Raw genomic sequence first — 14,630 nt, forward strand, 5'->3', positions numbered from 1 at the left:
TAGGATGCCCTCGGACCGGGTTCCGAGGGGGTGCGCCGTACGTGGACTCCGTTTCACTGCTGCTTCTGGCTGCTGCCCTGAGCCTCGACGCCCTGATGGTCGGCCTGCTGTACGGCCTGCGGGGCATCCGCGTCCCCTGGGTGGCGGCCGCCATCGTCAGTCTGGCCACCGGCCTGCTGCTGGCGGCGGCCATGGGGGCGGGGACGCTGCTGGCGGCGCGCCTCTCGCCGCTGGTGGCACAGCGAACCGGTGCGGCCATTCTAGCCCTCACGGGCCTCTGGATCACTGTTCAGACGCTCAGGTCGCGCCCGGGGTCGCCCGCGAGTCCGCGCAGGACCGATCCGCTGCACAGGGTCTGGCGGCTGCGGCTGGGCTCCGTGGGGATTGTGGTGGAGATCCTGCGGGAGCCGGCGGCGGCCGACCTGGACCGCTCCGGCCACATCAACCCGGCCGAGGCGCTTCTGCTGGGGGTGGCGCTTGCGCTGGATTCGGTGGCTGCGGGCCTCGGGGCCGCGATGACCGGCTTCTCTCCGCTCAGCCTGCCCCTGGCCGCCGCGGCCGCCTCGTTTGCGCTGCTGACGGCGGGCTCCCACGCGGCCGGCCTGCTCCCGCTGCGGCTCAACGGCCGCTGGACCGCCGTGCACGGTGTGCTGCTCACCCTGCTCGGACTTTACCGGATGATCGCGTAGACATACCCTCCCGGGGCCGCTCATAGCATTGGCGGTAGGACACGGGACCCGAGCCACATTCTGAGTACGAATGCCGCGGCGAGTGTGCGGCCGCCGGCGTCGCGGCTACCTTAGGGAGGGTACTGGCGTGGAGAGGATTGACATCTTTGAGGACGTCGCGAGGCGGACCGGAGGGGACATCTACATCGGTGTGGTGGGCCCGGTCCGGACCGGAAAGTCCACCTTCATCCGCCGTCTTGCCGAGCAGGTCATCCTTCCGAACATTGAAGACGAGTACGAGCAGGCCCGCATCCGCGACGAGCTGCCGCAGTCCGGGAACGGCCGGACCATCATGACGGTCGAGCCCAAGTTCGTGCCCGACGAGGCGGTCGAGCTCACCCTGGGCGAGGGGCTGACGGTCAGGGTGCGGCTCGTCGACTCGGTAGGCTACGCCGTGGAGGGCGCCCTGGGCTACCTGGATGAGGACGGGTCGCCCCGCATGGTGCGCACGCCGTGGTTTGAAGGCGAGATCCCGTTCCACGACGCGGCCGAGATCGGCACCCGCAAGGTCATTGCCGAGCACTCCACCATCGGCCTGCTGATGACGACCGACGGCACCATCACCGACCTCGCCCGGGGCAAGTACCTGGAGGCCGAGGAGCGGGTGGTGGCCGAACTGCAGTCCCTGGGCAAGCCCTTCGTCATCGTTCTGAACACCACGCGGCCCTACGCGCAGGAGACCATGGAGCTCGCCGGCGAGCTGGAGGTCAAGTACAACGCGCCCGTCATCCCGGTCGATGCCAGCGAGCTGACCCAGGATGACGTCCACCTCATCCTTGAGCAGGCGCTCTTCGAGTTCCCGGTCCGGGAGGCCAACATCGCCCTGCCCCGGTGGGTGGAGGAGCTGGACAGCGCCCATCCGGTGCGCGCCCAGTTCGAGGAGGCCATCGCGGAGGCGCTGCAGGGGATTCAGAAGATCCGCGACGTCGACGCCGCGGTGGAGCGGCTGAGCTCGTACGAGTTCATGGCGGCCGTCAACCTGCAGTCCATCGACATGGGGGCCGGCGTCGCCCACGTGCAGACCGAGGCCCGCGACGACCTCTACTACCAGGTGCTGGAGGAGATCACGGGGGTGCCCCTGGAAGGGAAGCACACCATGGTCCGGCTGCTCCGGGAGTATACCGAGGCAAAGCGGGAGTACGACAAGATCCGGGACGCCCTGGAGGATGTGAAGGCGACCGGCTACGGCGTCGTGACCCCGGCCATCGAGGACATCACCTTCGAGGAGCCGGAGCTGGTGCGGCAGGGCATCATGTACGGCGTGAAGCTCCAGGCCACGGCTCCGAGCCTGCACTTCATCCGCGCGGACATCTCCGCCGAGGTGACGCCGATCATCGGCACCGCCAAGCAGGGCGAGGAGCTGGTTCAGTACCTGCTGGACCGGTTCGAGGACGACCCGCAACAGCTCTGGGAGTTCGACATCTTCGGCAAGTCGCTGCACGAGCTGGTGCAGGAGGGCATCCGGGCCAAGCTGCACCGCATGCCCGACGACGCGCAGGTGAAGCTGCAGGAGACGCTCAGCCGCATCATCAACGAGGGATCAGGCGGGCTGATCTGCATCATTATCTAAGTCGGGAGGGGGGCATCGCCCCCCCTCCCGACTTACCGGGCACCGGAGCTGCTTCGGAGAAGGGGCAGATCCGGCCCGCCCCTGCGGAGGCGGCCTACTTCTTGGTGATCCGCACCTTCCAGGCCTCCGGCCCCTGCTCCTCGTACTCCCATTCAAACTGGCCGGTGAGCTCGGCGGCGAACTGGTAGTACAGCGGCTTGGGGTCGTGGTCGTTGATGAGGCGCATCGCCTCACCGGGGGCCAGCGACTCGAAGGTCTGGAAGATCAGCGGGTGCCGCTGCGCGGGCGGAATCTCGCGAACATCGAGCTCTTTGAGAGCCATGTACCCACACCACCTTTGCCGTTTCTCGCCCTCTATGGTACCCGCTTTCACCCAGGAAAAAGTGATCCGTATCACCGTTCCATGGAAACGAAACCGGCAAGGCGCTTTTCTCGAGGCAAACACTGATCCTGGTATTGACAGCGGTACCGGACTCATGCTACCATCTTCCTCAAACTTCATACGGCGTCCGTCCGGAAGCTTCTTCCGGCGGCTCTTATCCAGAGAGGTGGAGGGAACTGGCCCGATGAAACCCGGCAACCCAGGCGCGTGGCGGCGTCTGAAGGTGCCAATTCCACCGGCGGCAGCCCGCCGGAAGATAAGAGAGCGGATCCACTGAGCAATCCAGCGCTTTGCCAGCCGCTCCCTTATCGGGAGCGGCTTTTTCGATGGTCGGAAATGCGCATGCGTCAGGGGAGGAGTACGCATGCAGTCGTGCTGGGGGGCGTCTCGTTCCTGGGGTTCCTGGCTGTGGTCTGGTGGGGGCTGCATCAGCCACGACACTGACCAGCGCAGCGGCTCTCCTGGGGGTGCAGGCCCTGAACCTGCCCATGCGGGAGACGACGCTTGCCCCGGGCCTCCTGGTACTGGGCGTTGGGTTTGCCGGTCAGGCTCTGGGAATGCTGAGTGCAGCGGCATCCATAAAGTGATGGGGATAGAGGGGGTGGGGGCGTGACCGCGGCAACAGTGTCCACCTTGCTGTCGCGGCGGCAGTACGCACGGGTGGCGTTTCCGGACTTCCCGCTGGTTCTGGAGAGCGGTCGGACCCTCACGGCGGTGACCCTCTGTTACGAGGTCTTCGGTCGGCTGAACGCGACGGCCGACAACGCCATTCTGGTCTGCCACGCCCTGACCGGGGACAGTCACGTGGCCGGCCGGTACAGGCCGGACGACCGGAAGCCGGGCTGGTGGGACGACGCGGTGGGGCCGGGCAAGGCCCTGGATACCGACCGGTACTGCGTGATCTGCTCCAACGTGCTGGGCGGCTGCCAGGGTTCGACGGGGCCCGGGTCCGCGAATCCCGAGACCGGCCGGCCCTACGGTCTGGACTTCCCCGTCGTCACCGTCCGCGACATGGTCCGCGCCCAGGCCAGGCTGCTGGACCTGCTCGGGGTAAGGCGGCTGGTGGCGGTGGTGGGCGGCTCGCTGGGGGCCATGCAGGCGCTGGAGTGGGCAGCGACATATCCGGACCGCATGCGGGGCATCATCCCCATCGGCGGCGCGGGCCGCTTTCACCCGCAGGGCATCGCCTTCAACGAGGTGCAGCGGCAGGCCATCCTGAACGACCCCGACTTCCGGGGCGGGCAGTACTACGGCACGCCGGGCCCTGTGCGGGGGCTGGCCACGGCCCGCATGCTGGGCATGATCACCTATCGGTCCGACGAGTCGATGTGGACCCAGTTCGGCCGAGACGTTCTCGGCGGGGTCAGCCCACTGGAGCAGGGCTTCGGGGTCGCCTACCAGGTGGAGTCGTACCTGCACTACCAGGGGCAGAAGCTGGTGGAGCGGTTCGACGCCAACTCGTACCTCTACCTCACCCGGGCGATGGATCTGATGGACCTGGGACGGGGACGGGGCTCCTACGAGGCGGCCCACGGGCTGATCAAGGCGAAGGTGCTGGCCATCGGGATCCGTTCGGACCTGCTGTTCCCCCCGTACCTGCAGCAGGAGACCGTGGAACTGGTGCGGGCGGCCGGCGGCCAGGCGGAGTACCTGGAGATGGACTCGCCCTGGGGGCACGATGCGTTCCTGGTGGATTTCGCGCTGATCGAGCAGCCGATCCGGCGCTTCCTGCAGGAGCTGGAGGCGGCAGACGGCTCGGAGGCGTAGACGCTCCTGCAGGGCAGGTGTATAATTAAGGTATTATACCTCCACGTGGTGGAGAGGAGGTGGGATCCATGGACAACTCGGGGAAAGCTGGCAAACGGGCTGTCCGGACCGCTCGCGTGGCGCGCGGAGCCCACCTCGTGAGCGCCTGACCTCGCAGAGACACGCTGGTTGATAGAGGAGGAGAGGGCGCTCTTGGGTATTGTCGTGCAAAAGTTTGGCGGCTCGTCGGTTTCCACCGCCGAGAAGTACCGCCGGGTGGCCAGGCGCATCGCCTGGAAGAAGAAGCAGGGAAATGACGTCGTGGTCGTGGTCAGCGCCCCGGGGGACATGACCGATGAGCTCATCGACCGCGCCCGGTCCATCACGGACCGGCCGTCGCCCCGTGAAATGGACGTACTGCTGGCCACCGGTGAGCAGGTCTCCATCGCGCTGCTCACCATGGCCCTGCACGAGCTGGGGGTCGACGCGGTGTCGCTCACCGGGCCCCAGGCCGGGGTGCAGACCGACGACCATCATCGGGCTGCGAAGATCCTGAACATCGACACCGCCCGCATCCGGCGGGAGCTGGGTGAGGGCAGGGTGGTCATCGTCGCGGGCTTCCAGGGGCTCGACGAGCACGGCGACATCACCACGCTCGGCCGCGGCGGCTCTGACGCCTCGGCGATCGCCCTGGCGGCCTACCTGGAGGCGGATGAGTGCCAGATCTTCACGGACGTGGACGGCGTCTACTCCGCCGACCCGCGACTGGTGCCCACCGCCGGCCGGCTGGATGAGATCTCGTACGACGAGATCCTCGAACTGGCCGCCGCCGGGTCGCAGGTGATGCAGCTGCGGTCCGTGGAGCTTGCGAAGCAGTACGGCGTAGAGTTTGAGGTACTTAGTTCCCTCGCCCCGCTGCCCGACGAGGGCGGCGAAGAGCGGGGCACGAAGGTGGTGGCAAAGTTGAGCCCGAACAACCGCCGCGTTGTCTCCGGCGTGGCTGTGGATTCGAAGGTGGCGCACATCACGCTGCTGGGCCTGCCCGACAGGCCGGGCGTGGCGTATAAGGCGTTCAAGGCCCTGGGCGACGCCCGCATCAACCTGGACATGATCGTGCAGTCGGCAGGGACCGGCTGTGGCAACGGCCCGACTGCGGACATCTCGTTCACCTGCGCCCGCGATGACCTGGACGTGGCGCTGGAGGTCTGCAACTCGCTCCTGCCGGAGTTTCCCGGCGCCCGGGTCGTCTACGACACCGACGTGGCCAAGGTCTCCATCGTCGGCTCCGGCGTCGCCTCCAACTACGGCGTCGCGGCGAAGATGTTCGAGGCCCTGGCGGAGAAGGGCATTAACATCGAGCTGATCACCGGCTCCGAGATCAAGATCTCCTGTCTCGTGCGCGCCTCTCAGGCGATGGAGGCCGTGCGGGCGGTGCACGACAAGTTCCAGCTGGGCAAGCTGGAGCCGATCGTGGAATAGTGTACAGCGCGTCAGGCGGCGGGTCCCGGCCAGGGGACCCGCCGCTCGCGCATGCGGCGTCTGCGCGGCGTGGAACCGCGCTCGCAGGAGCTTGCGGGAAAGTGTCGAAATCCTCGCAACGGCGTTCAGACACGCCAACATCATGGGAGGTGGATGACATGGGCGAACTGCTCACGCCCGCGTCCCTGCTGGAGATGATGGAGGGCAACCGCCGGCTGACCCTCCGCACGATCGAGGCGTTTCCCGAGGAAGCGCTGTTCCGCTTCAAGGCCGCTGAAGCGATGAGGCCCTTCGCCGACATGGTGAAGGAGATCCTGGACATCGAGGACGGATACGTGCGCGGGGTGGCCACGGGGGAGTGGGTCTTCAATCCCCACAAGGGGCTGAACACCAAGCAGGCGCTGCTGGATGCCTGCGCCGCCGTGCGCAGGCGGACGCTGGAGCTGTGGCCCAAGATCACCGTGGAGCGGCTGCTGGCCGAGGAGAGCGACCCCTTCTTCGACCCCACGCCGCAGACCAACCTGAGCCGTTTCATCTACGCCCTGGAGAACGAGATCCACCACCGGGGGCAGGGCTACACCTACCTGCGCATGCTGGGCATCGAGCCGCCGCCCTTCTACGAGCGGTAACATTTGAGCGGAAAACCTTGCGGTCCGGCCGGTTTGATCCGGCCGGACCGCCGCGCGCCGGACCGCGGGCCTCTACGGTCGGCCGCAAGACGCAACATGCGCCGCGCTGTGACGCAGGTGGGCTGAGCGCCGCCGGGCGGGCGGTGCTCAGCCCACAGGGGTGATGGCTCGTGAAAGGGGAGAGGGACTAGCGGAACGAGCGCACGGCTTCCGCCAGCACCTCGGTCCCCAGCGCGATCTCCTCCAGCGACGTGAATTCCGCGGGGTTGTGGCTCAGGCCGTCCTTGCTGGGGACGAAGAGCATTGCCGTCGGCGCGATGCGGGCCACGTACATGGCGTCGTGCCCCGCGCGGCTCACGGTGCGCAGGTAGGGAATGCCCTTCTGCTCGCACGCCTGGCAGAGCCGTTCCACCATGCCGGCGTCCAGCGTGACCGGCGCTTCCTCGGAGAGGGTCTCGATCTCGATCTCGATCCCCCGCCTGGCCGACACGTCCGCCACCAGCTTCCGGAAGCCGTCGGTGACCCGGCCGATGCTCTCCTTCTCGATGCCGCGGATATCGACCCCCAGCTCCACCTCGCCGGGGATGACGTTGATGGAGACCGGCTTCACGCTGAAGATCGTCGCCGTGGCCACCACCGCGTCGCCGACCTCCTTGGCAAGACGCTCCAGCCCCAGCACGAGCTCTGAGGCGGCCACGAGGCCGTCCTTCCGCCGGCCCATCAGGGTTGCGCCGGAATGGGCGGCCGTGCCCTTGACGAACACCTTGTAGCGGGAGGGCGCCGCGATGTGGCTGACCACGCCGACCGGCTTTTCGGCGTAGAGCAGCTCGGGCCCCTGTTCGATGTGCATCTCGAAGAAGCCGGCAATGGGACCGAAGTCCCGGGGACCGTCGACAAGATCGTACCCGGCGTTCTCCTGCAAGGCCTGGCCGAAGGTGATGCCGTCGCGGTCTGCGTAGGCCATCAGCTCATCCTCGGGGATCACGCCCGCCAGGGCCTTCGAGCCCAGCGTCGCCCGGCCCCAGCGGGAGGACTCTTCCGACGTGAAGTTGACGACCCCGACCGGCACCCGCGGCAGTTGGCCGTCCTCCTTCAGCGCCCGGATGACCTCCAGCGCGGCGACCACGCCGACCACGCCGTCGAAGCGGCCCGCGTTGGGCACGCTGTCCAGGTGGGAGCCCATCAGAAGGGCGGGCCGGTCCCACTCGCCCAGGACAGCGGCGATGTTTCCGAAGCGGTCAATGCGCACCTCAAGGCCCTCGGCGCGGCAGAGCTCAATAAAGTGGGCCCGCGCCGCGCGGTCCTCCGGCGTCAAGGCCAGCCGGGTGACGGCGGTGGGGCCGGAGCGGCCGAACTGCGCGAAGGCATTCAGGTCGCGTTCGATGCGAGCAGGCTGTACGGGCATAATAGATTCCCCTTTCTACGATGATGAGGATAGACCGGCGGGGCCCCGCGCCAGTGCGCAGGACCCCGCCGTGTGTACGGCGGATGCGATTAGAGCCCCTGCATAATGAAGACGACGATGCTGGCGAGAATCATGCCGGGTGCGTTGCGCTTCGCAACCTCCATCGGGTTCACGTTGGCGATACCGGACACGATGATAGCCGCGCCTGCCACGGGGCTCATGGACCGGCCCAGGGCGCCGGCCAGGGAGGCGAGCGTGCCCAGCTTCGGGATGGTCAGGCCGAACGTGGCGGCGTGCGGGGTCACGGCCTCGTTGAAGGCGATGGTGGCCGCGTCGCCGGAGCCGCTCAGGATGGCGACCAGCATCGGGCCCCAGGTGCCGGCGGCGCCGATGGCGCCCTTCGCGCCGGTGGCCGCCTCGAGCAGCATGTCGATCAGGCCGACCGAGCCGAGACCGGCGGCGAACACGCCGGCGGCGATGATGATGCCGATGACGTCGGCGTACGCCTTGCCCATGCCGTCAAAGAAGGACTTGGTGAGCTCGGCGGGGTTGGTGCGGGTGACAGCCAGGGCGACCATGGCGCCGATGACCATACACGCGGGCACCGTCAGGCCCCAGTCCTTCATCGCGGGCACGGTGGCGCCGAGAACCAGCAGAACCAGGGGCAGAACCGGCACCAGGGCGTAGAGGGGGTTGACCTTGAAGCCGTTGGCCTCGGCCAGGACGTCGGACTTGTGGCCGCGGTCCTCCTTGCGGAGGATGGCGAACAGGGTCAGGACGATGGCGCCGATGAGACCCGCGGTAATCGTCGCCGGCGTGACCACGGCGATGGTCTCAACGACAGAGGCCCCCGACATCTCGGCCACCATGTTGATGTGGGCGCTGCCCGGGCTCAGGACGGAGCCGAACGTGCCCGCGAGCACCGCTGCGGCGGCCACGGCCGGGTGGACGCCGGCGGCCATCAGAACCGGGATCATGACCGCGCCCACCGCCGCGCTACAGCCGGCCGCGCTGGGCAGGGCGATGTTGATGAGGAAGGTGGCGATGGTGGTAGCCGGGATCAGGATCGCCCGGGCCTTCGCGACGGTCCCGGCGACCGCGTGGACCAGGTGCTGGTCGCACTTGGTCAGCTTCATGACGTAGGCGAAGCCCATCACCGAACAGATCGCGCTGATGAGGCCCGCGTTGGTCATGGATTTCTGGAACTGGGCGAAGGCGGACATGGGTTCCAGGGAGATGATCGCCATGACGAGGCCGGCAGTGAACAGGACCATTCGGGTCTCGTACCGCTTCAGAATCGCATAGATGACCCCGAGGACGATAAGAACACCAATCCATGGCAGCATACGGTACCACACTCCTTTTGCTGCGTCACGCTTATGTGATCGGCGAAGTGCGACAGAACCTCGCCGCGATCACCTGCGACGTCAGGCCGACGCGGACTCCACAATCAGTGCGAAGACCACATCGCCGATGCGCTCCAGCGCCGCGATCTCGATGCTCTCCTGCAGGCTGTGTGCGCCGCGGTAACCCGTGCCCAGGTTGCAAGCGGTGATGCCCCTGCTGTTGAAGATGTTCGCATCGCTGCCCCCGCCGGTCGCCCGCAGCTCAGGCTCCAGCCCGGCCCGGCGGATGGCGGCCGCGGCCCGCTGCACCACGGGATCGTCCGGCTTCAGGTTGACCGGGCCGTAGGCGAACTGAATGTCGGCCTCCACCCGGGCGCCGAACTCGGCGGCGGTGCGCTCGAAGACCTCGGTCATGTGCTGGACCTGGGCCTCCATCTTCTCCGTGACGAGCGACCGCACGTCGCCCCTCATCTCGAAGGTCTCCATGACGATGTTGGTGGCGCTGCCGCCCTGCGCCAGCCCCAGGTTGGCGGTCGTCTCCTCATCGATGCGGCCGAGCGTCATGCGGGTCAGCGCGTGGGCCGCGACGACCAGGGCGCTGATGCCCTTCTCCGGCTCCACGCCGCCGTGGGCGGCCTTGCCAATGACCCGGTAGGTCACCTTCGTCTGCGCCGGGGCCTTATTGATGATCGTGCCGACCGGCGTCGAGGAGTCGATGATGAATGCCTCACGGGCCTCGATCAGGGAGAAGTCCATGTTCTTGGAACCGTTGAGGCCGCCCTCTTCGGCGATGGTGAAGACCACCTCGATGTCGGGCCGCTTCACGCCCTGCTCGATGGCGCGCTGCACACCTTCCAGGATGGCCGCCAGACCCGCGGCGTCATCTGCGCCCAGGATCGTCGTGCCGTCGCTGGTGATCACGCCGTCGCGAATCTGCGGCTTGATGCCGGTGCCAGGGGAAACCCTGTCCATATGGGCGCACAGGCAGAGGGGCGGGCCCTCGCTGTTTCCCTTCAGCTTGGCGATGAGGTTGCCGGTTTCACCACCGATGCGCTCACCGGCATCGTCCCGCTGTACGGTAAAGCCCATGGCCTCCAGCCGCTCCTGCAGCAGATCGGCCATGCGGCCCTCCTTCCGCGTCTGGGAGTCCGTGGTCACCAGCGTGAGAAAGGTATCCAGAATGCGTGGGCGTTCGCTCAACCGTCGTCACCTCTTCTGGGGTAATCGGCCTGCGCATGCAGGCGAAAGGTCAGTCCCGCCTAAGTGTAGCAAGCCGGCGGGTAGACTCTGAATGGAGAATAGGGCGGTTACTCCGGCACCGTTCCGTGATCCATTGGGCCATCGCCATTGCTGATCCAAAGGCCCTTGGCAAAGTATTTGCTGGAACTTAGGGCGGATATCCCTCAGGCGGCGCACCCCGCCGGTGGGGTGCGCGCCCGGGGCGATTCCCTAGCTCTGGGTCAGCCGCAGCACGGTCCGGACCATCACCTCGACGCCGATGGGCAGCGACCGCTCGTCGAAGTCGAAGCGGGAGTCGTGGTGGGGGGCTGCGATCTTCGAACCGATCATCATGTAGGCCGCCTTGCCGCCCCGCTTCTGCACCCGGTCCATCATCCAGGCGTAGTCCTCGCTGCCGCCGAGATCGCCGGTGGGCAGGATCTTCGTGACACCCGGCGTCTCGCCGGCGGCTTGCCCGATGATCTCCGCGAGCTCCGGATCGCTGGTGCCGCCCGCGGCGCTCCCCATCGGCCTCAGCTCCACCTGCACGTCGTACATCGCGGCGGCCGCCTTGATGATCCGCTCGGCCTGCTCCTTCATGTACGCGTCGATGTCCGTGGTCTCGCCGCGCGTCTCCAACTTCATGATCGCGTTGGCCGGGGTGACGTTGCGGCCGGAGCCGGCCTGCAGCACGCCGACGTTGATCCGGGAAGCGCCGCCCGAGTGGCGCGCGATCGCGTGCAGGTTCAGGGCTGCCGTGGCGCTGGCCAGCAGCGCGTTGCGGCCCGCCTCCGGGGCTGCCCCCGCGTGGGAGGGAACGCCGGTGAAAATCGCGTCCATCTTCGAAGTGGCCAGGAAGCCGGCGCCACCCGTGATAATGGTGCCAACTTCCCTCGCCTGGAAGCCCAGGTGGGCGCCCAGCAGGAAGTCGACGTCGTCGCAGACGCCGGCCTCCACCATCGCCCGGGCCCCGCGCACGCCCTCCTCAGCGGGCTGGAAGAACAGCTTGATGGTGCCGCGCAGCTGATCCTTCATCTCAGCAAGCACGGTGGCCACGCCCAGCCCGATCGCCGTGTGGCCGTCGTGACCGCAGGCGTGCATCGCGCCCTTGTTCTTGGAGGCGAACCCCTCCTGGTTGGGCCTGTGGTCCGGATCGTCTGACTCGGTGATGTCGAGCGCGTCCATATCGAAGCGCAGGCCGATGGTGGGCCCCTCGCCGCAGCGCAGGATGCCGACGACGCCGGTGTAGCCCCCGGCCATCTTCCGGGCGATGTCAGGATTGGCCCCCTGCGCGATCGCGCGCTCCAGGTGGCGCTCCAGTTCAGCCTCGGAGGGCAGGCCCGCCATGTGCTCGCGGTTGTGCACCTCGGGCCCGAACTTGACCTCATAGCCGAGTTCGGTCAGGCGCTCGACGACCTTGGTGGCCGTGCGGAACTCCGTCCAGCCACTCTCCGCGTGCGCGTGGAGGTCGCGGCGGATCTCAACCAGTTCCGGAGCTAGTTTCGCAACTCGTGCTGAAACATTCATGGTAACACCTCCTTACAAGATTATCATCCACCGCTTTCCTGGGGGGTATCGCCCATCGGGACCGGTTTTCGGTCTAACGGGGTCTCGGGTTTGTCACCTAACGGCGCACTACTGCACGCCTGGCGGTACCAAACTAACCAGGAGCACGAGCGTCCTACCTGACCTCCGCCTTGAAGACGCGGAAGAGAAGCCAGAGGGAGGGCAGCAGCACCAGCAGGCCAAACGGCAGGGTCTGCAGCAGAAACCGGATGGAGGGGCCGGCCGCCGCGGCGCCATGGAAGGTGATGTCCGGATAGATGAGATACGGCCACTGACCGACCGCCCAGCCGCTCAGCAGCACGACCACCTGCGCCACGGCCGCAGCCCGGCCCAGCAGGTAGCGCCGGGTGTAAATGGCCGCAGCGGAGAGCAGGGCGAGGGCGGCCCCGCCCAGCAGGATCGGAGCGGGGGCAGGGCGCGTCAGGTGCTCCCACAGATGGGGCATGGCGGCCGGCAGGAGCGGCAGCAGGGCCGCAGCGAGCAGCCCCATGACGGCACCGGACCAGAGGGCCCGGCGGCGGAAGTCCTCCTGCACCTCACCGCGGGTCTCCACGGTGAGGAAGACCGCGGCCAGGTAGGCGCACATGGCGGTGGTCAGCAGGCCCATAAGGATGGAGACCGGACTGTACCATGTGAGGATGGGGTCTACCTGGACGGTTCCGCCGGGGAGCACCCGGATGCCGCCGCCTGAGACGGCCGCAGCGGCGAGGCCCAGCAGGAAGGGAGTGACGGCGGAGGAGGCGCCGAAGACCGGGCTCCACAGCCGCCACTGGCGCGATTCGCCCGATGCTGCGGCCCGGAATGCGAACGCCGCGCCCCGGAGGACGATGCCGATCAGCACCAGGTGAAACAGGCCGAAGAAGGCGATGCCCAGGGCGCGGTAACCGGTGGGAAACACCGTGAACAGGATGACGATGACGAAGATCAGCCAGACGTGGTTGGCCTCCCAGACGGGCCCCATCGCACGGGCGATGGCCTGCCGGTGCTGCTCCTGCCTGGGGCCGGTGGCCAGAAGGTCCCAGATGCCGCCGCCGAAATCCGCCCCGGCCAGCACCGCGTAAGCCATGAGGGCCAGCAGCATGACCAGCGCCGCCCCCACCACGGGGTCCAGCGTCGACCACAAATGCATGGCGCATGTCCACCTCCTTAGAGTCATTCGTGGCGCAGGCGGCGGAGCAGCAGGACCAGCGCCACCGCCAGGGCGGCGTACAGGGCCGTGAAGCCCGCCACCGAGGGGTCCATGCCGCCTGACGGGGTCACGGCGTCGGCGGTCAGCATCGCCTTCCAGATCGTCCAGGGCTGCCGGCCCGCCTCGGCCACGATCCAGCCGGCCTCCAGGGCCAGATACCCCATCGGCGCCGCAATGACCAGCAGCCAGAGGAGCCGCCGATCCCGGGCCACGTCCGCGGGCCTGCGCCAGCGGACCCAGGCGTAATAGAGGCCAACCAGAACCATGGCCAGGCCGGCGCCCACCATGAGCTGAAAGGAGAGGTGGACGAGGGGTAAATTGGGCCATTCGTCCCTGGGAACCTGGTCGAGCCCCATCACCTCCGCATCGAGGGCGCCGTAGGCCAGGAACGAGAGCAGCCCGGGCAGCTCAACGCCGCAGCACACCTTCCCCGTCTCCTGGTCCGGCAGGCCGCCGATGAGGAGCGGCGCCCGGGTGCGGGTGACAAAGAGCGCCTCCATGGCTGCCAGTTTCTCCGGTTGGTGCCGGGCGACGACCTTGGCGGAGACGTCGCCGGTCAAGGGCATGGTGACCGCGGCCAGCAGCCCCATGATCACCGCGATCTGGAGCGCCTTCTGCCGGAGGCTGTCTGTGCGCCCCCGCAGCATGCCCCAGGCGTAGACGCCGCTCACGGCAAATCCCGTGGCTGCGTAACAAGCCAGGGTGGAGTGGAGGGCCATGATGGGCCAGTGGGGGTTGGTGAACACGACCCACGGGCTCAGCGCCTCCGGATGGCTCCGCAGCGTCTCGATGCCGACAGGGTTCTGCATCCAGGCGTTCGCAGCGGTCACCAGCACCGACGAGGCGGCGCCGCTCACCGCCACCGCGACGCTGGTGAGCCAGTGCGCGACGGGCCGCATGCGGTCACGCCCGTACAGGTACAGGCCGATGAAGATGGCCTCGGTGAAGAAGGCGTAGCCCTCCAGCGTGAAGGCCGGGCCGATGGTGCTGCCGGCGAAGTGCATGAACTCGGGCCACAGGAGGCCCAGCTCGAAGGCGATGCCGGTGCCGCTCACGGCGCCGATGGCGAAGAGCACGGCGGTGGCCCGGGCCCACGTGCCGGCGAGCCGCAGGTACTGCGGATCCTTCGTGCGCAGGTGGAGGTATTCCGCGGCGGCGAGCAGCGCAGGCATGCCGACCCCGAGGGCGGCGAAGATCATGTGAAAGAAGAGCGAGTACGCCATCTGAAACCGGGCGGCGTCAAGATGAGACACGCACGTCCCTCCTGAAGCGGCCTGCGCGGATGGCAGGCGGACCACCATCTGGCGCATGGTGCGGGCAGAACCGGGCTTGCGCACCTGCCGCAACTTCTGAGACAATATAATGGAATTAG

12 protein-coding genes and 1 riboswitch are annotated in these 14,630 nt (G+C 67.7%); of the genes, 5 read left to right on the forward strand and 7 right to left on the reverse strand.

Annotation, left to right across the window (positions count from 1 at the left end):
• The first annotated feature begins 41 nt into the window (after nt 1-41).
• Nucleotides 42-689 carry a sporulation membrane protein YtaF gene (ytaF, locus tag ACZ45O_RS04885; RefSeq protein ID WP_464856119.1) on the forward strand — a complete coding sequence of 216 codons (648 nt, stop codon included), beginning with the start codon at nt 42-44 and terminating at the stop codon, nt 687-689.
• A gap of 127 nt (nt 690-816) precedes the next feature.
• Nucleotides 817-2,298, forward strand: a complete 1,482-nt coding sequence (gene spoIVA / locus ACZ45O_RS04890) for a stage IV sporulation protein A (protein WP_464856121.1) — start codon at nt 817-819, stop codon at nt 2,296-2,298.
• 94 nt (nt 2,299-2,392) lie between these two features.
• Here spoIVA and ACZ45O_RS04895 read toward each other — a convergent pair whose 3' ends face one another.
• Nucleotides 2,393-2,620: a DUF2249 domain-containing protein gene (locus ACZ45O_RS04895; RefSeq protein ID WP_464856123.1), complete on the reverse strand. Its 228-nt coding sequence runs from the start codon at nt 2,618-2,620 to the stop codon at nt 2,393-2,395.
• A gap of 211 nt (nt 2,621-2,831) precedes the next feature.
• Nucleotides 2,832-2,943: riboswitch (SAM riboswitch) on the forward strand.
• 346 nt (nt 2,944-3,289) lie between these two features.
• On the opposite strand from ACZ45O_RS04895, the gene metX reads away from it, so the two are divergent.
• The 3 genes from metX (at nt 3,290) to ACZ45O_RS04910 (ending at nt 6,534) form a co-directional block, all read left to right on the forward strand.
• Nucleotides 3,290-4,447, forward strand: coding sequence for a homoserine O-acetyltransferase MetX (gene metX, locus ACZ45O_RS04900; protein ID WP_464856124.1), 1,158 nt, complete (start codon nt 3,290-3,292; stop codon nt 4,445-4,447).
• A 192-nt stretch (nt 4,448-4,639) separates the two neighbouring features.
• Nucleotides 4,640-5,905: an aspartate kinase gene (locus ACZ45O_RS04905; RefSeq protein WP_464856126.1), complete on the forward strand. Its 1,266-nt coding sequence runs from the start codon at nt 4,640-4,642 to the stop codon at nt 5,903-5,905.
• Between the two features lie 158 nt (nt 5,906-6,063).
• A complete protein-coding gene (locus tag ACZ45O_RS04910; protein ID WP_464844833.1) occupies nt 6,064-6,534 on the forward strand; it encodes a DinB family protein in 471 nt (156 codons plus the stop codon).
• 187 nt (nt 6,535-6,721) lie between these two features.
• On the opposite strand, the gene ACZ45O_RS04915 is transcribed toward ACZ45O_RS04910, so the two are convergent.
• The 6 genes from ACZ45O_RS04915 to ACZ45O_RS04940 form a co-directional block, all read right to left on the reverse strand.
• A complete protein-coding gene (locus tag ACZ45O_RS04915; protein ID WP_464856128.1) occupies nt 6,722-7,939 on the reverse strand; it encodes a M20 family metallo-hydrolase in 1,218 nt (405 codons plus the stop codon).
• An 89-nt stretch (nt 7,940-8,028) separates the two neighbouring features.
• Nucleotides 8,029-9,285, reverse strand: a complete 1,257-nt coding sequence (dcuC, locus tag ACZ45O_RS04920; RefSeq protein ID WP_464856130.1) for a C4-dicarboxylate transporter DcuC — start codon at nt 9,283-9,285, stop codon at nt 8,029-8,031.
• 81 nt (nt 9,286-9,366) lie between these two features.
• A complete protein-coding gene (locus tag ACZ45O_RS04925) occupies nt 9,367-10,485 on the reverse strand; it encodes a M20/M25/M40 family metallo-hydrolase (RefSeq protein ID WP_464856132.1) in 1,119 nt (372 codons plus the stop codon).
• A 249-nt stretch (nt 10,486-10,734) separates the two neighbouring features.
• The gene (locus tag ACZ45O_RS04930) at nt 10,735-12,030 is read right to left on the reverse strand and encodes an amidohydrolase (protein ID WP_464856134.1); all 1,296 of its coding nucleotides are present in this window, start codon (nt 12,028-12,030) and stop codon (nt 10,735-10,737) included.
• A 154-nt stretch (nt 12,031-12,184) separates the two neighbouring features.
• The gene (locus ACZ45O_RS04935) at nt 12,185-13,198 is read right to left on the reverse strand and encodes a cytochrome d ubiquinol oxidase subunit II (RefSeq protein WP_464856136.1); all 1,014 of its coding nucleotides are present in this window, start codon (nt 13,196-13,198) and stop codon (nt 12,185-12,187) included.
• A gap of 23 nt (nt 13,199-13,221) precedes the next feature.
• Complete coding sequence (locus ACZ45O_RS04940; protein ID WP_464856138.1) at nt 13,222-14,511, reverse strand: cytochrome ubiquinol oxidase subunit I; 1,290 nt, start codon at nt 14,509-14,511, stop codon at nt 13,222-13,224.
• Nucleotides 14,512-14,630: the final 119 nt, after the last annotated feature.

Source organism: Symbiobacterium turbinis (assembly GCF_055383075.1).